A 26137-nucleotide genomic window follows, 5' to 3' on the forward strand; every position below is an offset into this window, starting at 1 on the left:
TAATAAATAATTCTCATTTGCAGTTTCTTCAAAAAATTCACGATTTATCCTTATTTCACTTCTATAATCCTTTTAATTTCTTTTTCTGTTTTTTGACTCATGCCAAAAATAAAATCGACCAAACTTATTGCGGGAATTATCATTGCGCTGATGCTGGCATTTGCCGCTTGGTATTTTTTAAAACCCAAAGAACAACAACCGCAATACATTACTGCCGAAGTGAGCCGTGGAGATATTGAAAGTGCGGTGTTGGCAACAGGCGTACTTGAAGCCACCAAAATGGTCAGTGTTGGTGCGCAAGTTTCAGGTCAAGTCAAAAAAATGTATGTTCAGTTAGGCGATCAAGTCAAACAAGGACAGTTGATTGCCCAAATTGACTCCGTACGACAGGAAAATGAGTTTAAAACAGCGCAGGCCAGTATTAAAAACCAACAGGCACAATTGGCGGTTCGACAAGCCAATCTCGCCAAAGTCGCAGCAGAATATCAGCGTCAACAAGCCATGTATGCGCAAGATGCGACCTCACGTGCCGAACTTGAAACTGCCTTAGCCAACTATAAAACTGCACAAGCAGAAATTGCTGCCATTAATGCTCAAATTGAACAGTCACGCCTAACTTTAGACACGTCTAAAGAAAATTTAGGTTATACCCGTATTCTTGCCCCAATGGATGGCACTGTCGTTGCAATTGTGACCGAAGAAGGTCAAACCGTGAACGCCAATCAAAGTGCGCCCACGATTGTTAAATTAGCCAAACTTGACACCATGACTGTAAAAGCAGAAATTTCTGAAGCGGATGTAATGAAGGTCGAAGAGGGACAAACGGTCTATTTCACCACCTTGGGCAACAGTGAGAAAAAACATTATGCTACTTTACGTCAGGTAGAACCTGCACCCAAATCCATCAATACCGAAAGCAATAACAACACCTCATCATCTTCAAGTTCTGCCGTGTACTACAACGCTTTATTTGACGTACCAAATGAAGACGGCAAGCTACGCATCAATATGACCGCACAAGTGTCCATTGTTTTGGCAGAAGCGCGCAATGTGCTGACCATTCCTGCTGCTGCGGTGCAAGGTGCAAACCGTTCACGCAGTCGTGGCAACAGCAATAATTCTGACAGCAACGCACGTGCTGAGCGCGACAATACCGATGCCAGTTCTGCCAAACGCCCTGCCCGTTTGGAATTGACTGCCAATGAAAAAGCCTTGATTGATCAAGGTAAAGCCTCTTTAGGCATGGTACGTGTACTGCAAGCCGATGGCTCAGCTCGACCTCAATCGGTATTGCTTGGCTTAAATAACCGTGCAACAGTACAAGTCATTCGTGGCTTAAAACTGGGCGATCAAGTCATTATTGCCGATGGCTCCGATACCTCAAACGATGCGGCGAAGCGTGGTGGTCGTGTTGGCCCATCAGTGAGAATGTAAGATGAGTCAGTCACAACCTCTGTTAGAGGTCACCAATCTGACCCGTGAATTCCCTGCGGGTGAATCTACAGTGCAGATTCTCAAAGGCATTGACCTGAAGATCTACCCAGGTGAATTGGTTGCCATTGTAGGTCAGTCGGGTTCGGGGAAATCCACTCTCATGAATATTTTGGGCTGTCTGGATCAACCCACCACTGGCAGCTATAAAGTCAAAGGACGTGAAACCCGACAACTTGAAGCCGATGAATTGGCACAACTACGTCGTGAATATTTTGGTTTTATTTTCCAGCGCTATCACTTATTGGGTGATTTAAGCGCTGCGGGCAACGTCGAAGTGCCTGCAATTTATGCAGGTGCCGATGTTGAAGAACGACAAGCACGCGCGACTGCGCTGCTCAGTGACTTAGGTCTAGCCGATAAAACCCAAAACCGCCCAAGTCAGCTTTCAGGTGGACAACAACAACGTGTATCCATTGCACGTGCCTTGATGAATGGTGGCGATGTGATTCTTGCCGATGAACCCACAGGTGCACTCGACAAGAATAGCGGTATTGAAGTGATGCGGATTTTGCGTGAGCTAAATACCAAAGGTCACACCATCATCTTGGTCACACATGACCATAATGTCGCTAAAAATGCCACACGGATTATTGAAATCAGTGACGGGCTTATTATTTCTGATCAGCCCAACACACCTGCCGATCAAGATGATATTACCCAACAAACTTTGCAACATTCACCACAAAAAAGAACTTCAGCTTGGCGTTCTGTATTTGATCGTTTAGGTGAAGCCTTCCGCATGGCGCTACTGGCGATGAATGCGCATCGCATGCGCACCTTTTTAACCATGCTCGGGATTATTATCGGGATCGCTTCGGTTGTATCTGTTGTGGCACTTGGCAATGGTTCACAGAAACAAATTTTAGAGAACATCAGCAGTTTAGGTACCAACACCATTACCGTGTTTCAGGGGCGTGGTTTTGGTGATACCTCGCGCTCATCTCAGCTTAAAACCCTAATTCCTGCCGATGCCGATGCTTTGGCAGAACAACCTTATGTGGATGGGGTCAGCCCATCGGTCAATAGCAACGTCACAGTACGTTTTAAAGACACCGAGGCTTCTGCCACAGTCAATGGTGTGAGCGAAGACTTTTTCTATGTGCGCGGCATGAACTTCCAGTCGGGTCAGCCTTTTGACAAACACAGCGTGCTGGAACAAGCGCAAGATGTGGTGATTGATCACAACACCAAAAATACATTTTTTAGTGATGGCAGCAACCCTGTCGGGCAAGTAATTTTATTGGGCAGCGTACCCAGCCGTATTATTGGCGTGGTCGAAGAACAAAAAAGCATGATGGGCAATGCCGACAGCTTAAATGTGTATTTGCCCTACTCTACGGTAATGAGCCGCATGCTTGGCCAAAGCCATGTGCGCAGCATTATTGTACGAGTCAAAGATGAATATCCAAGTGCTGCAGCAGAAAATGCCATCCTAAGTCTGTTGGTACAGCGTCATGGTGCGCAGGATGTATTTACTCAAAATGCCGACAGTATCCGTGAAACCATCCAACAAACTACCGCCACCATGACCTTACTGGTTTCTGCTATTGCAGTGATTTCACTGGTGGTCGGTGGAATTGGCGTAATGAACATCATGTTGGTCTCTGTCACAGAACGCACCCAAGAAATTGGGGTACGCATGGCAGTCGGCGCACGACAAAGCGATATTTTGCAGCAATTTTTAATTGAAGCCATTTTAGTGTGTATTTTAGGCGGTGTACTTGGCGTCTTGCTCGCACTCGGAATTGGGCAATTGATTAATCATGTGGCAGGTGGAACCTTTCAAATGGCGTACTCCACCACCTCGATTGTAGCCGCTTTTGTCTGTTCAAGCCTGATTGGAATTGTGTTCGGTTTTATTCCTGCACGTAATGCTGCCCAACTGAACCCTGTCGATGCGCTATCTAGAGAATAAGGAATTAGAGTAAGGAATGATGATGCGATTTAACCAGAAGTCACGACAATTCAGCCAACTCGTCACTGCGCTTTTTCTTGGCAGCAGCTTAGTGGGTTGTGCAGCCGTAGTCAAAACACCTTATCAGGCACCTGCTGTAAATATTCCTCAACAGTTTGAGCAGCAGCAAAAAAGCCAGCAAGTCCTTGCACAACTAAATACAGACCGTTGGTGGACACTCTTTCACGATGCTGCTTTAAATCAATTGGTTGAACAAGTCTTGGCGCGTAACAGTGACCTCGCGGTTGCAGGACTGAATTTACAACAAGCCAGATTACAAGCAAAACAAAGCCAAAGTCAGCAAGGTGTCCGGATTGGCAATGCAGGTATTTCTACAGGGCATCAATTTAGTTTAGAGGGCAATGGTGATACAGCGCGTGGGATTTCGCTGAATTATCCCGGACTGAGCTATGAATTGGACTTATTCGGTAAACTTGCCAATCAGACTGAAGCTGCACGTTGGGAAGCCTTAGCCACCGAACAAGACTTACAAGCCACCACACAAAGCCTGATTGCAACCACTGCCAATTTATATTGGCAATTGGGTTATTTAAATGAACGCTATGTTGTCGCACAACAAAACCTTGCCAGTACGCAAAAAACGTATCAATTGGTCAGTGCGCAATATCGCGCGGGTGCAGTTTCAGGATTGGATTTAAACCAAGCCGAACAAGCCCTGCAAAGTCAAAAATCAACCTTGAGCCAAATTGCACAGCAAAAAGTTGAAACACGCACCGCCTTGGCAGTTTTACTGCATCAACCTGTGCAAATGTTGAATATCAATGAACCACAGAGTTTAGCCGCTGTTCGTTTACCGAATATTACTGCTGGCTTACCTGCAGAACTGCTGTCACGTCGTCCCGACTTACGTGCAGCCGAATTACGTTTACGTAAAGCCTTGGCCAATAAAGATGCCAATCGAGCCAGTTATTACCCATCCATCAGTCTTACAGGCACACTCAGTACAGGTGTCGGTACAGGCGCGCATACCTCTTTAAGCGATGCCCTAAAAAACCCAATTGCCACTTTAGGTGCAGGTTTAACCCTGCCATTTTTGCAATGGAATGATATGCAGCGCGATCTAAAAGTGAATGCTTTGGAATATGAAAAAGCCATTGTGCAATATCGACAAACTTTATATAAAGCCTTTGCCGATGTCGAAAATGCACTGTCAGCACGAACCGCGCTGAATCAACAAGTCGCGCTGCAAAGCCGCAATTTAGCACTGGCAGAGAAAACTGAACGCTTAACTGAGGTGCGTTATCGGCATGGTGCGATTGCCTTAAAAAACCTGCTAGATGCACAAGAAACCACCCGCAATGCACGTTTAAGTTTATTGCAGACCAAGCAAAACCAATACAACGCCTATGTGACTTTATTGCAAGCGTTGGGTGGTAGTCCGATTCAAAACATTCAATAATGCAAGAGTTGATCTAAATTGATCACGATAAAAAAAGCCTGTGGATGATTTTAAACATCCACAGGCTTTTGCTTGCTTTGTATATAAACTTTGAAATTAAGTTTTCTCAGATAATAACGCTTCTTTACTTAATACTTGATGGCTACTGGTCGCAATTGGCAAACTGACTTTAAAAGTCGTTCCCACACCTTCTTTCGATTCCACCACAATTTGCCCGTGGTTCAAATCGACAAAACGCTTACACAACACCAAACCTAAACCAATACCCTTTTCACCTGCAGTGCCTTTAAAACTAACAGTAAGTTTAGGCTCGAACAGCGTTTCGAGTTGTTGTGCAGTCATGCCCAAACCCGTATCTTGAATATAAATATCCACACTGGTTTCTGTTTGCTCTGCACGTAAAATGACTTTGCCTGTGCCATCGGTAAAGGTAAATTTCAGCGCATTCGACACCAAATTTTGAATCACCGAGGTAATCATATTGATGTCGGCATAAACTTTAATGCCTTCTTCAACTTGATCAATCAGTTCAATATTTTTCTTGATTGCCAAACTTTTCAACACATCGCAAACAATTTTGGTCGATTGCTTTAACTCAAAATTAATTGGGTGATACACAAAGCGTCCACCCTCTGCCATCGCCCAATTCAATAAACTTTCTAGCAAGTTATAGGTCGATTGTGCTGTGTCGAATAAATAGTCGGCAATATTTTGAATACTAGAATCATCCAAAGTTTCGCGCTCTTGCGCTAAAACTTCCGAAAACCCCAATAAGCCATGAAATGGCGCGCGCAAATCATGCGCAATAATTTGGAAAAATTTGGTTTTACTAAAATTCAATGCAGACTGCTGTTCATACAGTTCTTTTAAGCTTGCATAATCAACTTTTAATTCAATATAACGCACCAAACCTGCAGCAAACTCCGCCACTGTCGGCAAAGCACCTAAACTAAACGCTTCTTCACGATGATCAAATAACAACAACTGCCCAATCGACTCGCCATCGGTTTTGAGTAAATCCAGTGCAATTAAACGAGCCGCTTCTATCCCCAAACTTGCAATATGCTGCACAAAATTCGCATATTGAGGATGTTGAGGTTCAATCAGTTGCTGACCTTGAAAGAAAACGTCTAACTGTGCGGTTGGATTGGCATGAAAAGCTTTAAAAACTTGATTGGTGGAATACCAGATATATGGCTCATTTTTAAAAGTCAAAATGGCATGATCGACTTGCAACATTTGACGGGCAAACTTCAAAAAACCATCAATTTGGTTAGTTGGCGTATGTATGCCCAATAATAACGAGAGTGTGCAAGCACTGAGTTGCTCCGTTTCGGGACCAATTTCAAGCAACTGTATTTTCATTTTTGCCTCGTTAATTAAAGTTTGACACGTTATGAATTATTTTCTCTTCAAAATTCGTCCATAGAATTCAGAGTTAACCTACAAACTTTAACACAAAACATAAGCTTTCAAACCAATTTAAAAACTGTGCAACAAATCGCTGCCTCTTCTTTCATGCTTTTTTTTCATCTATGTATGAATAAGAGTTGAGATCATGATGAACCACGCTTTCAGAGGAATCGAACTGCTTCAAAGCAGCAAAAAAATACGCCGATTTTTGTAAAATTTAGACCATAAAAATAGATCTAAACTTTTAAAATATCAATCAGGCTTTTTATCTGTAGATTTGCAGCCGTTTTTAAAGAAAATCTAAACTTCTATACAAGAATTTACATTACCTCATACTGTAAAAAAATAATGTAAAATATTGATAAATTTACAAAATAAATAAACTAAATATATCTACGTATCATTTTCATCGATTATTTATCAAACATACGACTTAAGTCGAACCCTCAACTGGTTAATTTATAATAAAATATACATATATTTTTGATGTCATATCTTCATCATACGATTTGATTAGTATTTCAACACTAAATACTCAAGGCGATTTTTAGGTTTAAATAGGCTCGTTTTTACATTAAACCGTGTCTTGATTCGCACAAATGCGACACATCATTTCGTAGCGAAATGGCGTCATCACTGTAATTACGTTGACTGAAATGCATAGAGAGTCGATACTCTCAAGGTTAAATTAGGCAAATCGGTTCGCAGGGGCTGAGTCATTATCTCGCTCCTAAAAAACTCAATCAAAGCAAGGGGCTATATATGGCTGGTGGAAAGTCAAAAATCATTTATACACTGACCGATGAGGCGCCATTGTTGGCGACCTACTCTCTACTGCCGATCATTGAGACCTTTACTAAGCCTGCTGGCATCGAGATTGTCAAGAGTGATATCTCTGTCGCAGCACGCGTACTCTCTGAATTCTCGGAATACCTAAGCGAAGAACAGAAGGTAGCCGACAACCTCGCAGAGCTTGGACGTCTCACGCAAGATCCAGATACCAATATCATCAAACTTCCGAACATCAGTGCTTCAGTTGCTCAGTTAATTGCATGTATCAAGGAATTACAAGCAAAAGGCTATGCAATTCCTGACTATCCTGAAAATGCGGATACTGAAGAAGAGAAAGCTTTACTCGCTCGTTTTGGTAAATGCTTAGGTTCAGCAGTAAACCCTGTATTACGTGAAGGTAACTCTGACCGTCGTGCACCTGCTGCAGTGAAAAACTATGCAAAAAAACACCCTCACTCTATGGGTGAATGGAAGCAATGGTCACAAACTCACGTTTCACACATGGATGAAGGTGACTTCTACCATGGCGAAAAATCAATGACGCTTGACCGCGCACGTAACGTAAAAATGGAACTCATCACTCATTCTGGTGAAACCATTGTATTGAAAGAAAAAGTAGCGTTACTTGATGGCGAAATCATCGATTCTATGTTCATGAGCAAGAAAGCGCTTTGCGACTTCTATGAAAAAGAATTGGATGATTGTAAAGAAGCAGGCATTTTGTTCTCTTTACACGTAAAAGCGACCATGATGAAAGTTTCACACCCGATTGTATTCGGTCACTGTGTGAAAATTTACTATAAAGAAGCGTTTGAAAAACACGGTAAATTGTTTGAAGAACTTGGCATTAACGTCAACAACGGTATGGCAGGTCTTTATGAAAAGATCGAAACCTTACCAACTTCTTTACGTGAAGAAATCATCGAAGATTTACACGCATGCCAAGAACACCGCCCTGCACTTGCAATGGTGGATTCTGCAAAAGGCATCACCAACTTCCACTCTCCAAACGACGTAATTGTAGATGCTTCTATGCCTGCAATGATTCGTGGTGGCGGTAAAATGTGGGGTGCTGACGGTAAACCTTACGACTGTAAAGCAGTAATGCCTGAATCTACTTTCGCGCGTATTTACCAAGAAATGATCAATTTCTGTAAGTGGAATGGTAACTTCGACCCACGTACGATGGGTACTGTGCCAAACGTAGGTTTGATGGCGCAAAAAGCTGAAGAATACGGCTCACACGACAAGACTTTTGAAGTTCCTGCTGCAGGTGTTGCAAACATCACCGACATTGACACGGGTGAAGTGTTGATGACTCAAAACGTAGAAGAAGGCGACATCTGGCGTATGTGTCAGGTGAAAGATGCACCTATTCGCGACTGGGTTAAACTTGCAGTAACACGTGCACGTAACTCTGGTATGCCAGCAATTTTCTGGTTAGACCCGTACCGTCCACACGAAAACGAAGTGATCAAGAAAGTTCAAAAATACTTAAAAGATCACGACACGACTGGTTTAGATATTCAAATCATGTCACAAGTTCGTGCGATGCGTTATACGCTTGAGCGTGTTGCGCGTGGTTTAGACACCATTTCTGTAACAGGTAACATCTTACGTGACTACCTCACTGACTTGTTCCCAATTATGGAGCTTGGTACTTCTGCGAAAATGTTATCTATCGTTCCGCTAATGGCGGGTGGTGGTATGTACGAAACTGGTGCGGGTGGTTCTGCGCCTAAACACGTACAACAACTTGTTGAAGAAAACCACTTACGTTGGGATTCATTAGGTGAGTTCCTTGCGCTTGCTGCTTCTTTAGAAGAAATGGGTATTAAAGAAGATAATACTCGTGCGAAATTACTTGCATCAACTCTTGATCAAGCGACCAGCAAATTACTTGATAACGACAAGTCTCCATCACGTCGTACTGGCGAACTGGACAACCGTGGCAGCCACTTCTACTTGGCAAAATTCTGGGCAGAAGCACTTGCTGCTCAAGACGAAGATGCTGAGTTGAAAGCGAAGTTTGCACCACTTGCACAAGCTTTAGCTGCAAACGAAGACAAAATTGTTGCTGAACTTGCGGAAGTACAAGGTAAATCGGTTGATATCGGTGGTTACTACGCAGTAGATCAAGCTAAAGTGAATGCAGTAATGCGTCCAAGCGCAACATTCAATGCTGCACTTGAAACTATTTAATGCGATGACATCGCACTGATACGATTCAGTGCCTGTTCTACAAAAAACCAGTGTGAAAGCACTGGTTTTTTGTTGGCAGTAAATTGATAAAGACTGAATAGGTGAGCTATATCTTCACATATATCTTTATTTCTTATTCTGTATACCCATTCTTATCCATGAGTCCCAAAAGTTAAATTGAAGCAAACGACAATCTTCATATAAAAACTTAAGGATATTCAAATCATTGGATAAAGTTCAGACAATAAAAAAAGCCCCCAAGTCTTAATATGCTTGAGGGCTTTTCCTTTATATGGTCCCGAGGGTCGGACTCGAACCGACACGTCATCTCTGACAGCGGATTTTGAGTCCGCCGCGTCTACCAATTTCACCACCTCGGGTAGGTGTTGATGGGTATAATAAACTTTTTTGACAGCTTGTCAACGCAAGTTTTTTGCAATTGTTTAAAATTAAATCAGCTGTCATTTTTTTGATTTATAATCGACCAATTTCATCCATAAAACCTAAAAAAGCATATACTAGGCGCAGTTTTCCCAGTGTTCTAACTTGTTTTTATCATGCAGCTTTCTGACTTTAATTTTAATCTCCCCGATGAACTCATTGCTCGTTACCCACTAGCAAGTCGTAGCGCCTCTCGTCTGCTGCATCTTGATGCTCAAGGTCAGTATCATGACCATCAATTTACCGACTTACTGAATTTACTCGAAGCGGGCGATTTACTGGTACTTAACGATACCAAAGTCATGAAAGCGCGTCTTAAAGGTAAACGTGCCACAGGCGGTGCAGTGGAAGTCTTGGTAGAACGTCTGCAAGATCAATTTATTGCCCATTGCCATATTAAAGCCAGCAACTCACCAAAAGCAGGTGCAGAACTGTTTATTGGGCCTGATGCTGTAAAAGTGACCGTACAAGGTCGCCATGAAAACTTATTTATTGTCGAGTTTTCGCAGCCTATTTTAGACGTATTGGATGCCTACGGTCAGTTGCCGATTCCACCCTACTTTAACCGCGAAGCAGAAGCGATTGATACCGAGCGTTATCAAACCGTATTTAACGACCCAACAAAACTTGCTAGTGTTGCCGCACCCACTGCCAGCTTGCACTTTGATGAAGCCTTACTGCAACAGCTAGCAGATAAAGGCATTCAAAAAACCTTTGTGACCTTGCACGTGGGCGCAGGTACATTCCTGCCTGTACGTACCGATGATATTGCCAATCACATCATGCACAGTGAATGGTGTGAAGTTTCTGAAGCTGCCGTAGCGCTGATTCGTGAAACCAAAGCACGAGGCAACAAAGTTATTTCAGTGGGCACAACTGCCACCCGTGCCGTGGAAAGTGCTGCCCAAGCCCATGCAGGCAAACTTGCAGCGTGGTCGGGTGATACGCAAATTTTTATTTACCCAGGTTATCAGTTTAAAGTGGTGGATCGTCTAATCACCAATTTCCACTTGCCTGAATCCACCTTATTAATGTTGGTATCTGCGCTTTCAAGCCGTGAAAATGTCATGCAGGCGTATCAACATGCTGTGGCGGAACGCTATCGTTTCTTTAGCTATGGCGATGCCATGCTGATTGATCAAGCTCAGACTTAATTTTCAAACTGTAAAAGAAACCGCCATGCCGCTCGATTCCGTGCAACACTCCATTCATATTCGACGCAAGAAGAATCAACGGGTATTTCGTAATATCGCGCGGTTATGGGATATTGGAAAAAAAGCACAAAGCCATCAAGATATTTTAGATGGCTTACACCCTTGGCAAGATGACATCACCCTCAAGTTTGAAAATGTTTTGCCTGTCCTGCTTGGCATTATAGGTGTGTTGTTCTGTTTATTGCTCTTGATTCAACCGAGTAATATTTGGCTGCAATTCTGCTTGCTGATTGGGTTAGGCTGTATCTTCTGGGCATTTATTACCTATGAACAAGACGACCCCATTGAAGAAGTCATCACTTTTTTAGAACAAGAAAGCATTGCACAGCGCTATCAACTGGCATGGCAGCAACCACCGCAACATCTTGCCCGAACCCTACAACCCGTTTATTTGATTGCTCATTTAAAAAGTCTGTTTCCCTTGTTTAATTTAGGGAATCTGTCCAATGAAATTCGCCGTTACGCCAGTACTGTTTGGCAAGATCAACAAGGCAAGCAACATCAGGTTTTGGTCTTTGAATATCGCTATGTCAGTGAAACCCGCATTAAAGATCAAAATGGCAATGACTATAAAGTGCGTGAAGTGGTGCGGCATTTATCGGGCGTATTTGTCTTTGATGTGCAGCTACAAGGTTTAGCCGTTACCTCAAACAATAAAACCTTTGGTGCGCCTTATCATGTGCCGTGGCATACCAGTGACATTCGCCTGAATCAAAAACTCAACTTTTTTGGCAGTGATGCAATTCAACTGGCGCGTACGCTCAGCCCTGCAATGGTGTTAAAACTGGATGATTTTTTTCAGCATCAGCAAGGTGATTTGTTATTTCACCCTGAGCGGAACACGCTCTGTTTTTTAGGTAATCGCAACTTGTTTGAAATTTCCAGTAAAGCAAAAAATATTCAAGATATTTCCGCATTGCGTGGACACTTACGCACTTTTAAATTACCTTATTTAGAACAATTACAGACAGATTTGATTGATTTTCTGGACTAAGAAAATCGTCTTGGGGCAAAACATGGGTATCGCAATTTTTCTTTTGGTTGTCATCGTCTTGGTGATGCTGGGCATCATGATTCGTAACAACATCGTACGCCACCACAACGCCACCATCCGCGCTTGGGCAGATGTGACCAGTTTTGAACGACAGAAGTTAAAAACGCTTGAAGAACTTGCGCCAGTGGTCGAACAATATGCAGGTATGGAAAAAGGCACTTTAGAAAAAGTGACTGAACTGCGCCAAAATATTATGAACCTAAACATCAACAATGCCGATGTCAGCCAATTACAACGTGTTGAAGCCTTGAGCAAAGAATTGATGCGCAGCTTAAATGTGGTGGTCGAAAATTACCCTGAACTCAAAGCCGACCAACTGTATTTAAAAATGATGCATGAAATTGATGAGCAGAACGAAAATGTCGGTGCTGCGATTACTATTTATAACCGCAATGTCGAGTTATTTAATAACTATATTCAGGTCTTTCCTAACAACATGATTAACACTGCAACCACAGCGAAAAAACCTGTGCGCGCCTTTCGGGACAACGGTGCAGCACAAAGTTTTGATTATCGTCCAAACTTTTAAGCCATTTAATTCTAAACCGCTCATTTAAAATTATTTTTCAACGCATGAATAAAAACAGCAAGCACGAAGCTTGCTGTTTTTTTAGATTTCAACTAAACAAAAGACTGTGTCAAATACTGCACCTGATTGCGTCCCTTGTTTTTTGCTAGATACAACAACTCATCGGCTGAATGCAGAAAGTCGACCACATTGTGATATTGCTGATTTTGATGATAGCTATTTACGCCAATACTCACAGTGACTTGGGTAATCTCCCCTGTCTTGGTATGTGGAATTTCCAGCGCATATACTGCCTGCCTAAAGTTTTCAGCAAGTTGTACAGCATCTGCCAATGGTGTTTCAGGCAATAGCACCACAAACTCTTCACCACCAAAGCGAGCCACAAAGTCAGATGCACGCGCAAAGTGTTGTTTAAGCAACTGCGCCACACTAATCAAACAATGATCACCCTGTAAATGTCCATAATTGTCGTTATAAGGCTTGAAATGGTCGATGTCGATAAACAAGAGAGACAATGCATGTTGATGACGCACAGCACGTTTAAATTCGTTTTCTATACGCTCACTGAGCGCCTTTCGATTGGCAACCAAGGTCAGCGGGTCTTGTAAGCTCAAAGCCAGATTTTTGCGACTCAACGCTTCGAGTTCCAACTCCATTTGTTTACGCGCAGAAATATCAAACATAAACCCAATAATCGCCACAGTTTCGTTATTTTCACGAATCACATGCACCACATCACGAATCCAGACATAATCTCCTGTAGCGGTTAAGGCACGATAATCCGCTTCGTGGTCTGTGCCTTGATCGGACAGACTCACACACATATTCACGGTCTTGTCCCGATCTTCAGGATGCATCCGATCAATCCAATCTTGTGCAGTTTTCCAGCTGTCTTGCGTCCAACCCAGTAAAGACTCAATTTGTGGGCCAATATAGCTAAAAGCTTTGGTTTTCCAGTTAATCTGCCACGGAATTGCATTCGTGGTTTCCAAAAGTGTTTTATAGAATTGGTCTTCTTTTAGTGCACTGTTTAATTCACTCATAGCCCACCTCTATGAATTGGCTCTAAGGGCAATTTAACAACTTAGCTGCACTTTGACTACAAATTATTGAGCATTCTTGACATTTTTTTCAGCTTTGAGACAATCAAAACCTGAACAAAATACAAACAACTACTGTTCAATAAAAATGAGCATTCCTACAATAAAAAAAGTCGCGATATCACCATGCTAAATCATCTCCAAAATTTAAAAGACAGCCTAATTCAAGAGTTTTTTCAACTCTATGAGCAGTATGAACCCGATCAACTCTATGCCTGCGCATTAGTTTTAAATGAATATCTAGGCATCGATTATCTGGCAGTTTCAAGCACACGCAGTCTGTTTAGTAAACAGGAAGATTCTGCTGAGTACTTATCTGAAGCAGACAAATGGAACGTGGAAAAATGGCGTTATCGCACCCAAACGCATAGTGCTCAGGGGTTGCATCAATTTAAAAATATTTTTGCAGATTATTTCAAACAGCGGTATATATATGGCAACCCCCTACTCAATAGCCCCGACACCCCACAATACAACCATCTAGAACTGTTATTGGATATTTTCCAACAAGCCAAACAAGCACTCTCCAATGCTTATGGCCTAGATTTGAGTCAGATTGTATTTTTGATTCATATTCCAAAACAGCATGATTTTGAAATTTATTCTGCACAATTTCTAAATGCACCCAGCGCATTACTGGATGAATTTTTACTTGCTCATCATGTGCAGCATACTGTGCAAACCACCAATACACAGCACAACAAACTCAAACTGCAACAGGTCGATAAAGATTTACTTACCGATTTGGCACAGCTTTTAGAAATTGAGCCTTATGATTATTTAAGCATTGCACATGAAGCCTACTTGCTCACGCTAGAGCCAAGTTTTATTGACAGCAATCTGTATGTTCAGCGCCTGATTCAGCATGTTGCAGCGATGGACAGCCATGAACAAGGTGAGTTTGCCTTGCATAAAGAAGAAATTACCCAACGGATTCAGCAATTTTACGCCACGTAGTCTCCAATAAAGTGACTGAATTTTTTTGCACGTAATTTTTAACAATGAAAACGTATCTCAACTGGCAATTCCCTGCAGAATCTAGGAAAATAGTGCACTTTTAGCGCTAACAATCAGCGAACTGTTTTTTCGCCTTGATTTGGAACTTATATGAAGTTTGAAAAATTAGGTCAGTCGGGACGTGCCCGTCGTGGCCGCTTAACCCTTGCACATGGTGTTGTAGAAACCCCTGTGTTTATGCCTGTAGGGACCTATGGTACGGTCAAAGGCATGTTGCCACGTGATATTGAAGAAATTCAGGCGCAAATTATTTTAGGTAACACCTTCCATTTATATTTACGTCCAGGACTGGAAGTGATTCAGGAACACGGCGGTCTACACGAGTTTATTAAATGGGATAAGCCTATTTTAACTGACTCAGGCGGTTTTCAGGTATTCAGCCTAGGCGCTATGCGTAAAATTAAAGAAGAAGGCGTAACCTTCCGTTCCCCCATTGATGGCTCAAAGGTATTTTTATCCCCTGAAATTTCAATGGAAATTCAGAAAACCTTGAATTCAGACATCGTCATGATTTTTGATGAATGTACGCCTTACCCTGCAACACATGAAGAAGCACAAAAATCACTGCAATTGTCTTTACGTTGGGCCAAACGCTGTAAAACCCATCACCACGATGAACTCAACAACAGCAATGCCCTGTTCGGTATTATTCAGGGCGGCATGTATGAAGATTTACGTGATGAATCTCTAAATGGCTTGCTTGATATCGGTTTTGATGGTTATGCCATTGGTGGTCTTTCGGTAGGTGAACCGAAAGAAGAAATGATCAAAGTGCTGGATTATTTGCCAGCGAAAATGCCAGAAGATAAACCACGTTATTTGATGGGCGTGGGCAAACCAGAAGATATTGTTGAAGCCATTCGTCGTGGTGTAGATATGTTCGACTGTGTGATGCCAACCCGTAATGCACGTAATGGACATTACTTTGTGACCGATGGCTTGGTACGTATTCGCAATAGCAAATATCGCCATGATCAAAGCCCGCTCGATCCACATTGCGATTGTTATACCTGTAAAAACTTTACCCGTGCCTATTTGTTCCATTTAGAAAAATGTGGCGAAATGCTCGGCTCTATGTTGGGTACCATCCACAATTTACGTTATTACCAACGTTTCACCCAAGACATCCGTAATGCCTTGGATAACGGTACTTTTGATGATTTTGTACAGGACTTTTATACCCGCCGTGGTCTAGAAGTTCCACCTTGTCCTGAAGATTAGTCTTTTCAGTATTTGCGCTGAGTAAAAAGACAAGGTAAATTGCAGAACAAACCCAATTTATTATCAGATCACTGATCGCCAGTTTTTAGTTTAGGAAAATGAAATGAGCCTTTTTATTTCGACTGCTCACGCAGCAGGTGAAGCTGCACAACAACCAAGCCTTGTAGCCAACCTTTTAATGATTGCTGTTTTTATTGCAATCTTTTACTTCTTGATTTGGCGTCCACAATCAAAACGTGCCAAAGAACACCGTGCACTGATTGAAAGCTTGGGCGTTGGTAGTGAAGTGGTGTTTGCAGGCGGTTTGATGGGTAAAATCACGAAAATTGAAGGTGATTTTGCAGTAGTTGAATTAAGCCGTGGTGTAGAAGTTAAAGTTCAACGCGCGAGTGTCATTTCAGTTCTTCCTGAAGGCACATTAAACAATCTTTAATCAAAAAAGGGTCGTGCTCACGCACGACTTTTTCATTTTAAGAAGAAAATAAATGCGTTACCCAGCATGGAAATATCTACTCATCCTCGTAGTTCTTGTGGTGAGTACATTATATGCCCTGCCTAGCTTGTATCCAGATGAACCTGCTGTTCAAATTTCAGGTGCCAAAGCTGGTACCCAAATTGATCAAAGCATCGTACAAAAAGCAGAGCAAATTTTACAATCAGAAAATATTGCCAGTCATGACAACAGCTTTACCAACAATGCTGCATTGTTGCGTTTAGACACCTCAGAAGCACAGCTCAAAGCCAAAGAAGCTTTGCGCCGTGGTTTGGGCGATGACTACGTTGTGGCACTTAACCTTGCACCCACCACCCCAGAATGGCTACAAAAAATTGGTGCAAAACCAATGAAGTTAGGTCTGGACTTACGTGGCGGTGTTCACTTCCTGTTAGAAGTGGATATGGACAAGGCCATCAGCCAGCGTATGGAAACCTCAGCTACAGATTTACGTCGTCAGTTACGTGACAACAAGCTGAAGTTCAATAGTCTGTCACTGAACAACAACACCATTAGCTTGCAGTTTGCCAACAATGCAGACCGTGATGCGGTAATGGATTTCTTGCGCCGTAACGGCAATGAGTACACTCAACAAGCGGTAGCGACAGCAGAAGGTTCGAGCTTACGCCTAACGTATACCGATGTACGCAAACAGGAAATTCAGTCTTATGCAGTCAATCAAAACTTGACCACACTGCGTAACCGTATTAACGAACTAGGTGTAGCCGAAGCCTTGGTGCAAACTCAAGGCAGCAACCGTATTGTGGTGGAATTGCCAGGTGTTCAAGATACTGCCGAGGCAAAACGTGTCCTTGGTCGTACTGCAAACCTCGAATTCCGCTTGGTGTCTGATCTGAATGATCAATACATTGACCCATATACAGGTCAAACCACAGGTACAGTGCCACCTGGCACAGAAGCGTTTGCCTTTGAATCTTTGGACAGTGGTCGCCAATTATTATTGAACCGCAGCCGTATTTTAACGGGTGAGCGTGTTCAAAATGCGTCGAGTGGTTTTAGCCAAGATACAGGCGGTGCAGAAGTTAACATTACCCTTGATGCTGCGGGCGGTAAACTCATGGCAGATGCGACACGTAACGCTGTGGGTAAACGTATGGCGGTATTGTTTATTGAAAACAAACAACGTATTAGCTATGTGACCGATGAAACTGGCACACAAACTGAAGTACGCACCCCATATACCGAATCTGTCGTCATTAATGCTGCAACCATTCAGGCGGTATTGGGTTCGCAGTTCCGTATTACAGGTCTAGATTCCCCACAAGAAGCCTCTGAATTGGCCTTAATGCTTCGTGCAGGTGCCTTGGCAGCGCCAATGTACTTTGTCGAAGAACGTGTGATTGGTCCAAGCTTGGGTCAAGAAAACATTGATAAAGGCGTATTGTCGACTCAGATTGGCTTCATTTTGGTTGCAATCTGGATGGTGGTGTTCTTCCGTCTGTTTGGTCTGATTGCCAACTTCGCTTTAGTGTTTAACTTAGCCATGATTTTAACCGTCATGTCTTGGATTGGTGCATCACTCACCTTGCCGGGTATTGCGGGTATCGTAATTACCATTGGTATGGCGGTAGATGCCAACGTCTTGATTTGTGAGCGAATACGAGAAGAAATTAAGTGGGGGGCCTCGCCCAAACAAGCCATTGTGGCGGGTTATGACCGAGCGTATAACACTATTTTCGACTCGAACTTAACCACATTCTTGGTGGCATTCATTCTGTTTGCGATTGGTACAGGTCCAATCAAAGGCTTTGCTGTGACGCTCATGATTGGTATTGTCTGCTCGATGTTTACTGCAATTACAGTGACCCGTGCAATTGTACAAATCATCTACGGCAAAAAACGTAACTTGAAAAAGTTGAGCATTTAAGGAGATCACTGATGACTGAGAATACTCAACTGCCTTCAAAAAAATATGGCCGCCCTGATGATGAGCGCGTGATTCCGTTTATGAAGATTGCTTTGCCTGCGGCATTGCTTTCTATTCTATTAACGGTTGCCAGTATCTTCTTCATTGCCACCAAAGGTTTAAACTTAGGTTTGGACTTTACTGGGGGTATTGCGGCAGAACTCAACTATAGCAATCCAGTAAAAGCCACCGATGTTTCTAACGCATTGGTCAAAGCAGGCTTTAACGACCCTGTGGTACAAACGCTTGGTTCAGACCGCGACCTAATGGTACGTATGCCTGTGCAAGAAGATGTTGAAGCAGAAGACTTAACCAAAGCAATTACTGCTGCGGTACAACTACCAAATAACACGGCAACTGTGCCAAAGGTAGATGTGGTTGGTGGTCAAGTCGGTAATGAGCTGTACGTACGTTCTGCGGGCGCTGTAGCTTTAGCGCTGTTATTGATGTTGGTATACGTCACCATTCGCTTTGAATTCAAACTGGCAATGGGTGCGGTACTGTCATTGTTCCACGATATTGTGGTGACACTGGGTATTTTTGCCATGATGCAATGGCCATTTGACCTGACTGTATTGGCAGCGTTATTGGCGATTATTGGCTTCTCACTCAACGATAACATTGTTGTATCTGACCGTATTCGTGAAAACTTCCGTAAAATCCGTGGTGCAACACCACTTGAAGTGGTAAACATTGCGCTGACAGAAACTTTACGTCGTACCATTCACACCTCTATGACCCTATTATTGGTTGTAGTCGCGATGATGCTCATGGGTGGTGATGGTCTGAAATGGTTCTCGATTGCGATGTTTGTGGGTGTCTTTGTCGGAACATATTCATCTATTTACATTGGTACAGCCTTTGCCTTATGGCGCGGTTTGAACCGTCAGGACTTCATTGTTCAAGTCAAACCTGAATTTGAAGATGAAGAGCAAGAAATTCCATAATGCATTTCTGCTAACACCAACATTCAAGCCTATCTTCGGATAGGCTTTTTTGCGCCTTAGCATTGCGGTATTTGCGCTGACGTTGCGATGTTAATGCTGAATAATATGAATCTGTGGAAATTGAAAGCCTGCGCAAGATGGTGCTGCTCGCCATGCTACGGTCAACATACAATCTGATAAACGAAAGTTTTGATAGGCAAAATGCCCAATCTGTGGATGATGACAAATGCCGCCCTGTGCATTGGGATGCATACGAGTATCCAACTCATTCAGGCTTAAACGAATCCCTAAACCTGATGCTTTCAGCACTGCTTCTTTAGTTGTCCAGACACGAAACCAATAATCAGCGTCGTGTTCCAAATCTTGCCAGTATTGGAGTTCATTGGGATGAAACGCATGTTGTGCCAAGGCATCGAAACGCACCTTACGGTCTAAGTCCTCGACATCTACGCCAACATCGAGCAATTCAAAACTGCTTACCAAAGCATAATGCTGACGGCTATGACTATGGTTAAACTGCAATTGAGGGAATGCTGTCAAAAATGGCTTGCCATGTGGGTTACGCTCAATATCGCTGTTTTGAATATCGTGTTCTAAGTATCCAGAAAGCAATTGATTCCGATGCCGATAAATAGCCTGTTTTTGCTGTTGAATCTGTTCACTGCGTACAGCACTTGGATCGGGACTAAAAATCTGCTGAATGCGGCTAACATTCACACAAATTTTTTTAGGTGTTTTATTCATCCGCCCTTCTCCATTTTGGCTGAAATACGATAGAAAAAAACCAGCAAACATGCTGGTTTTTTAAAGCGTGCTCGCTTAGCTGCCTTGCACCAAACGACGTGCGCTGATAATCCCTGGTTGCTGCTCTAAACGTGCCAACAAACGAGAAAGTTGCGCCAAGCCTTTAACCTCAATTAACAATTTCATATTGGCGATACCATCACTTTCAGAAATAGTATTCACCTGACGAATGTTAATTTGATCGGCAAAAATCACTTGGGTTAAGTCTTTGAGCAAACCACGGCGGTCATAGGCTTCCACCACAATTTGCACGCTTTGACCACGGGTTGGCTGCATTTCCCAATCGGCTTCTACCGCACGTTCAGGTTCGTTGCCAATCATACGCACATAGTCCGAACACGCCACTTTGTGAATACTCACACCACGGTTCAGGGTAATATACCCCGCAATCGCTTCACCATGCACAGGCTGACAGCATTGTGCGATATGCAGTTCAACGTTATCCAAACCATCAATCAAAATGCCATGTGCCGATAAGGTATGGCTGGCACGTGGGTTCAAGGTTGGCTTCAACACCAGTTCAGGTTCATCCTGATCTAAGTGCATGTGACGATTGACCTGATTAATTAAGGCATGCAGGCTAATATCACCATTCACCAAACCAATCAGAATGTCTTCACCTGTTTTGACGTTAAAGTGATTGCAATAATCATTTAAATCAATACTTTTTGGATGAATCGCCAAACGTGACAATTCTTTATTGAGCACTTCACGCCCAACTTCCAGATTTTTACTGCGGTCTTGCTGTCTAAACCAATGACGCAGCTTATCGCGCGCACGTGCTGTCTTAATATAACCTAAAGAATTCACCAACCAATCACGGTTCGGTTCACGGTCTTTTTTGGTCAAAATCTCGACCTGCTCGCCTGTTTTTAAAGTATAGGTGAGCGGCACATAGCGCTGATTGACCCGTGCGGCATAGCATTTATTGCCGACTTCGGTATGCACATGATAAGCAAAGTCCAGCACCGTTGAGCCACGTGGCAATTCTTTAATATCACCATCACGGCTGAACACATAAATTTTCTCAAAATCTTCAAACTCTTGGATTTGTTCAAAGTTTTCAGAATCATCATCTTCTTTATGTGCGCTGGCATCGTTACGTTCCTGATAATGCTCCAAAACAGAACGCAAAGAATGTAAACGATGATTAAACGAATGGTCTGTGGCTTTAGAACCTTCTTTATAATTAAAGTGTGAACATACCCCAAGCTCGGCTTCTTCGTGCATATCTAGGGTACGAATTTGCACTTCAAGCGACTTGTTTTCTGCAATTACGGCAGTATGCAATGAGCGATAACCATTGGCTTTTGGATTGGTAATGTAATCATCAAACTGGTGCGGAATATGCCGCCACAATTGATGTACGATGCCCAAAGAGTGGTAACACTCTGGAATGGTTTTCACCAAAACACGTACAGCACGAATGTCATAGAGCTGATCGAAGCTGAGGTTTTTACTCTTCATTTTTCGATAAATCGAATAAATGTGTTTCACCCGCCCGCTAATTTCGGCATGAATACCATTATTGCCCAGCTCTGTACGCAATTGCTCAATTACGTTTTGAATGTAGTTTTCACGCTCCAAACGCTTTTCATTCAGTAACGTCGCAATTTCTTTATAACGGTCTGGCGCCAAATAACGGAAGGCTAAATCTTCGAGTTCCCATTTCAGTTGGGCAATGCCTAAACGGTGTGCCAATGGCGAGTAAATGGTTAAAATTTCTCGCGCCACACGCTCCTGACGTTCTTTGGAAGCGGTTGCCAACTCACGTAATGAATAGGTACGTTCTGCCAGTTTAATTAGCACCACGCGCACATCTTCCGTCATGGAAATCAGCATTTTATAAATGCCTGTTAAATGTTCACGCTGGTTATTATTAAAATGGTCTTCTAAACGCTTATTTTTCTCAATCAGTTCAGACAACTTACCCATCGACAAGGTGCCTTTGATCAAGCCATAAACTGCTTCACCAAATTCTTCACGCACTTCATCTAACTGCATGACATTTTCACGCACGCTACGATAGAGCATGGCTGCAGACAAAGTGTCTTCATCGACATGCAAGTGCGCTAAAATATTCGCCATCTCAATACCTGTATATAAGGTATGCGATGGATGACTGACGTCTGTTTCCAGCTCTTTTTTCAGGGTGTAATTGGCAACGCGTTCTAATTGTTCAAGTGCCGCCCCATCGTAAATCCCGCGTACTCGGTCTAGCCATTCTGCTAAATCCTGTCGGGCTTGCTCGGCATGTTCTACAGTCGTTTCCTCAGACAGTTCATTTAAACGTCCAGGAAGTTGTTCACGTACTGTGACCATACCCTTCTCCTACCTCTATGTACTTCATATTATAAATCGTTTATTTGCTTTTCTTTCTCAAACAAGGCAATGGATTCGACATGCCCCGTATGCGGAAACATATCCATCACGCCTGCTTTTTTCAATTGATAGCCCTGCTTGACCAATACACCTGCATCCCTTGCGAGTGTGGCTGGATTACAAGACACATAAACGATTCTATCTGCGCCAAATTTGGGCACATAATACATCACTTCCTCTGCGCCTGAACGCGGAGGGTCAATTAATAATGCCTCAAATCCTTGATTTGCCCAAGAATGATGCGAAAAATCTTTTGTTAAATCTTGTGAATAAAACTTAACATTGTCTAAATCATTACGTTGTGCATTCTCTGCACCACGCTGCACCATTTGCTCTGAACCCTCTACAGCAACCACCTTTCCTGTTGCACCTACACAACGTGCAAGCGGCAATGAAAAGTTGCCTAATCCACAAAACAGATCAAGCACCCGATCACCTGATTTTAAGTTAAGCAAATCACATGCCAGCTTAACCATTTGTGGATTAATTGTAGAATTGACTTGGGTAAAGTCTTGGGGATGAAAGCCAAAACTCACATCAAAATCATCTAAACGATAATGCAAACGCATTGCTGCATGCGGATCATCAACCCGATGCAAACTGTCTGGACCTTCAGGCTGCAAATACAATTGCCAGTGTTTCTGTAACGCAAACTGCTGTAACTGGTTGATATCGGCTGCAGATAGTTGTTCTGTATGCCGCACCACCAAAGCAATCTCTTGATCTCCCATCGCCAATTCTATATGACCAATATGGGCCTTGCCTGTTAGACTTTGGAGTAGCTGCTTGATTCGTGTTAACGAACCAAATGCCTGATCCAACACCATACAGCGGTCAATTGAGGTCAGTTTATTGCTATTGCGCTCACGAAAACCGACCACCAATTTGTCTTGACTGGCAATATAACGCACCCCAACACGGGCTTTGCGGCGATAATCTTCACGCTGTGAACGCAAAGGCGCTAACCATTCTTCAGGCTGAATTTGCGCAAAATGTTGCAGATGCGACTGCAACACCTGTTGTTTGAGATGAATCTGCTCATCCAACTGAATATGCTGCATGCTACAACCACCGCAACTCTGATAATGTGGACATTGTGGCGTAACCCGTAATGTCGAAGGCTCACCCAGCACTTCTAGACACTCGGCTTCTTCTAAGCGTTTGTTACTATGCGTAATTTTGGCGCGTACTGTTTCACCAGGCAATGCGCCCTCTATAAAAACTGTTTTCCCCTGCTTCTCGGCTGGATGACCCGACTGAGCTGTGTAGTGTGCAATCCCGCGCCCTTCATGTGACAACGATTCCACCTGAAAGCAATATTCAGCCTGCTGCGTGGTACGGTTTTTACTGCGATGTTTCATATCAGTCTAAATATCGGAAGATGGGGAAGATTGAAAAGGCATCACGGATTCATTTGAAGGCGTGGTGACACTTTGTTCAGGAAAATCTGTACGGGTAAATTCAGTTTGCTGCGAACTGTGCTGCCACACGCTTAAAAAGTCTGCATGCTGCGGCTGAGTATGCAAATATTGAATGGTATGCTGTACCCATAAAGTATGCTCTTCAAGCAGCAATTGCCCTTTGAGCAGCAGCCAACGCAAATAAATCAACCAAGTATTTAAGACATCGCCTTCACAATAACGCGTCAGCCTTGACCATTCGCCGCTTTGCATAAATGCAGGAACATGATAGCCCGCATCTACACGTTTACCCGGAAAACCTAGCAAATACGCAATGTCATCCAACTTTTGAAAATGACGACCATTAAACATTGCCATCACATCCATTAAATCGACATGACGCTGATGGTAACGGTTTTGATAATTGTTATAGCGCTTTTGCTGATCAATCTCGCCCTGATCAAATAAACTTGGTGCAGACAGCCCGTGATACATGGCGCGGAATAAAATCACTGGCAAGTCAAACTGCGAACCGTTCCAACTGACCAAAGTCGGATGACGCTTATCAAAAATAGACAAAAACTTTTTCAGCATTGTCGCTTCGCTGTCATGTTCACGGCTAAAGGAAAACAGCTTCATGCCGTGTTCATCAATCCACAAGCCTGAAATACACACAATTTCATGCAAAGGCAAACGCTGAAAATCGGTTCCTGCCTCTTGGCGACGCAACTTCATTAATGCTTGTTCAAGCTCTGCTTCGGGTAAATCGAGTTGATATAAATGCGCGCCTGACTTCAAATCGGTAACGGTTTCTATATCGAAAATCAGCACAGGTAAACGCATAAAATCTTACTCAATGGGTGATAGAAAAATGAATATCACAATTCAGTATCTTGAACAGAGAACAAACCTGTCGATAAATAACGATCACCACGGTCACAAACAATACAAACAATCACTGCATCTGGATTTTCTTCGGCAATTTTTAAAGCTGCCCATACCGCACCGCCCGATGATGTGCCTGCGCTGATGCCTTCTTTTTGCGCCAGTTTACGCATGGTTTTTTCCGCTTCAATTTGCGGAATATCAATAATACGATCAACACGACTACGGTCAAAAATGGTTGGTAAATATGCTTCAGGCCAACGGCGAATCCCTGCAATACTTGAACCATCTGAAGGTTGTAAACCAATAATTTGAATCTCTGGATTTTGTTCTTTTAAGTATTTAGACACCCCCATAATGGTGCCTGTTGTGCCCATAGAGCTGACAAAGTGGGTAATTTTACCGCCCGTTTGCTGCCAAATTTCAGGCCCTGTGGTCAGGTAATGTGCTTCAACATTATCTGGGTTACCAAATTGGTTCAGCACCAAGCCTTTGCCTTCGCGTTGCATTTGCAAAGCCAAATCGCGCGCGCCTTCCATGCCTTGTGCTTTAGTCACTTCAATCAATTCTGCACCATAGGCACGCATGGCATCTTTACGTTCTTGGCTCATATTGTCAGGCATGATCAGCTGCATTTTATAGCCACGCATAGCTGCAACCATCGCCAAAGCAATGCCGGTATTGCCACTGGTTGCCTCAATTAAAGTATCGCCCGGTTGAATTTCACCGCGTTTTTCTGCCTGCATAATCATGTTGTAGGCAGGACGATCTTTAACAGAACCCGCAGGGTTATTGCCTTCCAGTTTTGCCAAAACCGTTGCCTGCGTATGACTTGCCAAACGCTGCAAACGCACCAATGGGGTTTTGCCCACATAATGATCTAACAAAAATTCATCACTTTGGAAATCTGATTGGGTATCAAGCATGGTCTGCACCAATATCAAGGTGGGCTTATTGTATGAAAATTTGCACCTTCCTGCACGTTTTTCACAGGCTTTTTATCAAAACAGCAATACTCTGCCGACAATTTATGCATCACTCACTGCCTACACAATTCTAGGCAAGATGAACACAATTTCAGATTGTCTTTTGCGGGATGGATGCAAAAAAATGCACACCGATTGATTGCGAGATGCAGCTGAACCACTCGCACCAAACAGATGAAAACACAGTCAGGAGAATTGACATCCTCCCCCCCTTAAAAGAGGGTGATTCCTACAGCTAGACGCTTATGCCCAAGCGCAAGAATGTTTAGAGCTGAGTTTATATCTCGATCATGAACTGTACCACAGCTCATGCACTCCCATTCTCTTATTCCAAGATCTGTCCTACCTTTGGGACTACTTGAGGTGATCTCACCGCAGCACGAACAGATTTGGGTGGTATAGGCTTCTTGGACTTCTTCAAACAATACGCCTGCGTTCTCGCATTTATACTTGAGCATTGTT

At 43.1% G+C, this 26137-nt stretch carries 20 protein-coding genes and 1 tRNA gene; 12 read left to right on the plus strand and 9 right to left on the minus strand.

Annotation, left to right across the window (positions count from 1 at the left end; all coding sequences use genetic code 11):
- Positions 1-99 precede the first annotated feature (99 nt).
- Genes FTT71_RS11945 through FTT71_RS11955 form a run of 3 tightly spaced genes read left to right on the plus strand, consistent with a single transcriptional unit; the run spans position 100 to position 4868 of the window.
- Positions 100-1434 carry an efflux RND transporter periplasmic adaptor subunit gene (locus FTT71_RS11945; protein ID WP_179988690.1) on the plus strand — a complete coding sequence of 445 codons (1335 nt, stop codon included), beginning with the start codon at positions 100-102 and terminating at the stop codon, positions 1432-1434.
- A gap of 1 nt (position 1435) precedes the next feature.
- Entirely contained in the window at positions 1436-3409 is a 1974-nt protein-coding gene (locus FTT71_RS11950; RefSeq protein WP_180080147.1) for a MacB family efflux pump subunit, read from the plus strand.
- Positions 3410-3431: 22 nt separating this feature from the next.
- A complete protein-coding gene (locus tag FTT71_RS11955; protein ID WP_180160997.1) occupies positions 3432-4868 on the plus strand; it encodes an efflux transporter outer membrane subunit in 1437 nt (478 codons plus the stop codon).
- 96 nt (positions 4869-4964) lie between these two features.
- Here FTT71_RS11955 and FTT71_RS11960 read toward each other — a convergent pair whose 3' ends face one another.
- Positions 4965-6233 carry a sensor histidine kinase KdpD gene (locus FTT71_RS11960; protein ID WP_180160998.1) on the minus strand — a complete coding sequence of 423 codons (1269 nt, stop codon included), beginning with the start codon at positions 6231-6233 and terminating at the stop codon, positions 4965-4967.
- A gap of 810 nt (positions 6234-7043) precedes the next feature.
- Between FTT71_RS11960 and FTT71_RS11965 the strand changes: the two genes are divergently transcribed.
- Positions 7044-9275, plus strand: coding sequence for an NADP-dependent isocitrate dehydrogenase (locus tag FTT71_RS11965; RefSeq protein ID WP_004974956.1), 2232 nt, complete (start codon positions 7044-7046; stop codon positions 9273-9275).
- 293 nt (positions 9276-9568) lie between these two features.
- Here FTT71_RS11965 and FTT71_RS11970 read toward each other — a convergent pair.
- A tRNA-Leu gene (locus tag FTT71_RS11970) sits at positions 9569-9655 on the minus strand.
- 177 nt (positions 9656-9832) lie between these two features.
- Between FTT71_RS11970 and queA the strand changes: the two genes are divergently transcribed.
- The 3 genes from queA to FTT71_RS11985 are packed head-to-tail and all read left to right on the plus strand — an operon-like array spanning position 9833 to position 12513.
- The gene (gene queA, locus FTT71_RS11975; protein ID WP_179990699.1) at positions 9833-10870 is read left to right on the plus strand and encodes a tRNA preQ1(34) S-adenosylmethionine ribosyltransferase-isomerase QueA; all 1038 of its coding nucleotides are present in this window, start codon (positions 9833-9835) and stop codon (positions 10868-10870) included.
- A 25-nt stretch (positions 10871-10895) separates the two neighbouring features.
- Positions 10896-11924 (plus strand): hypothetical protein, encoded by a 1029-nt coding sequence (locus FTT71_RS11980; RefSeq protein ID WP_179988694.1) that lies wholly within the window; start codon positions 10896-10898, stop codon positions 11922-11924.
- Positions 11925-11946: 22 nt separating this feature from the next.
- Complete coding sequence (locus FTT71_RS11985; RefSeq protein WP_154320335.1) at positions 11947-12513, plus strand: LemA family protein; 567 nt, start codon at positions 11947-11949, stop codon at positions 12511-12513.
- Positions 12514-12605: 92 nt separating this feature from the next.
- Here FTT71_RS11985 and FTT71_RS11990 read toward each other — a convergent pair whose 3' ends face one another.
- Positions 12606-13556 (minus strand): sensor domain-containing diguanylate cyclase, encoded by a 951-nt coding sequence (locus tag FTT71_RS11990; RefSeq protein WP_180043933.1) that lies wholly within the window; start codon positions 13554-13556, stop codon positions 12606-12608.
- A 183-nt stretch (positions 13557-13739) separates the two neighbouring features.
- Between FTT71_RS11990 and FTT71_RS11995 the strand changes: the two genes are divergently transcribed.
- The 5 genes from FTT71_RS11995 to secF all read left to right on the plus strand — a co-directional run bounded on the left by FTT71_RS11995 (position 13740) and on the right by secF (position 19218).
- On the plus strand, positions 13740-14570 hold the full coding sequence (locus tag FTT71_RS11995; RefSeq protein WP_180043931.1) for a DUF4303 domain-containing protein: 831 nt from the start codon (positions 13740-13742) through the stop codon (positions 14568-14570).
- A gap of 150 nt (positions 14571-14720) precedes the next feature.
- Positions 14721-15851 carry a tRNA guanosine(34) transglycosylase Tgt gene (gene tgt / locus FTT71_RS12000; RefSeq protein WP_168541466.1) on the plus strand — a complete coding sequence of 377 codons (1131 nt, stop codon included), beginning with the start codon at positions 14721-14723 and terminating at the stop codon, positions 15849-15851.
- Between the two features lie 103 nt (positions 15852-15954).
- Complete coding sequence (yajC, locus tag FTT71_RS12005) at positions 15955-16284, plus strand: preprotein translocase subunit YajC (RefSeq protein ID WP_070152813.1); 330 nt, start codon at positions 15955-15957, stop codon at positions 16282-16284.
- Between the two features lie 52 nt (positions 16285-16336).
- The gene (gene secD, locus FTT71_RS12010) at positions 16337-18232 is read left to right on the plus strand and encodes a protein translocase subunit SecD (RefSeq protein ID WP_180043929.1); all 1896 of its coding nucleotides are present in this window, start codon (positions 16337-16339) and stop codon (positions 18230-18232) included.
- A gap of 8 nt (positions 18233-18240) precedes the next feature.
- Complete coding sequence (gene secF / locus FTT71_RS12015; protein ID WP_179990724.1) at positions 18241-19218, plus strand: protein translocase subunit SecF; 978 nt, start codon at positions 18241-18243, stop codon at positions 19216-19218.
- 90 nt (positions 19219-19308) lie between these two features.
- On the opposite strand, the gene FTT71_RS12020 is transcribed toward secF, so the two are convergent.
- The 6 genes from FTT71_RS12020 to FTT71_RS12045 form a co-directional block, all read right to left on the minus strand.
- Positions 19309-19962: a 4'-phosphopantetheinyl transferase superfamily protein gene (locus tag FTT71_RS12020; protein ID WP_104852526.1), complete on the minus strand. Its 654-nt coding sequence runs from the start codon at positions 19960-19962 to the stop codon at positions 19309-19311.
- A gap of 75 nt (positions 19963-20037) precedes the next feature.
- Positions 20038-22344: a bifunctional (p)ppGpp synthetase/guanosine-3',5'-bis(diphosphate) 3'-pyrophosphohydrolase gene (locus tag FTT71_RS12025; RefSeq protein WP_004974935.1), complete on the minus strand. Its 2307-nt coding sequence runs from the start codon at positions 22342-22344 to the stop codon at positions 20038-20040.
- Positions 22345-22373: 29 nt separating this feature from the next.
- Complete coding sequence (rlmD, locus tag FTT71_RS12030) at positions 22374-23765, minus strand: 23S rRNA (uracil(1939)-C(5))-methyltransferase RlmD (protein WP_131261992.1); 1392 nt, start codon at positions 23763-23765, stop codon at positions 22374-22376.
- A gap of 6 nt (positions 23766-23771) precedes the next feature.
- The gene (locus FTT71_RS12035) at positions 23772-24647 is read right to left on the minus strand and encodes a 3'-5' exonuclease (RefSeq protein ID WP_004974933.1); all 876 of its coding nucleotides are present in this window, start codon (positions 24645-24647) and stop codon (positions 23772-23774) included.
- Between the two features lie 35 nt (positions 24648-24682).
- The gene (gene cysM, locus FTT71_RS12040; protein ID WP_179988696.1) at positions 24683-25615 is read right to left on the minus strand and encodes a cysteine synthase CysM; all 933 of its coding nucleotides are present in this window, start codon (positions 25613-25615) and stop codon (positions 24683-24685) included.
- Positions 25616-25887: 272 nt separating this feature from the next.
- Positions 25888-26137 (minus strand): zinc ribbon domain-containing protein (locus tag FTT71_RS12045; protein WP_180160999.1); only part of this gene is annotated, 250 nt, incomplete at its 5' end.

This window comes from Acinetobacter sp. YH01004, assembly GCF_013420455.1.
Taxonomy (GTDB): domain Bacteria; phylum Pseudomonadota; class Gammaproteobacteria; order Pseudomonadales; family Moraxellaceae; genus Acinetobacter; species Acinetobacter towneri.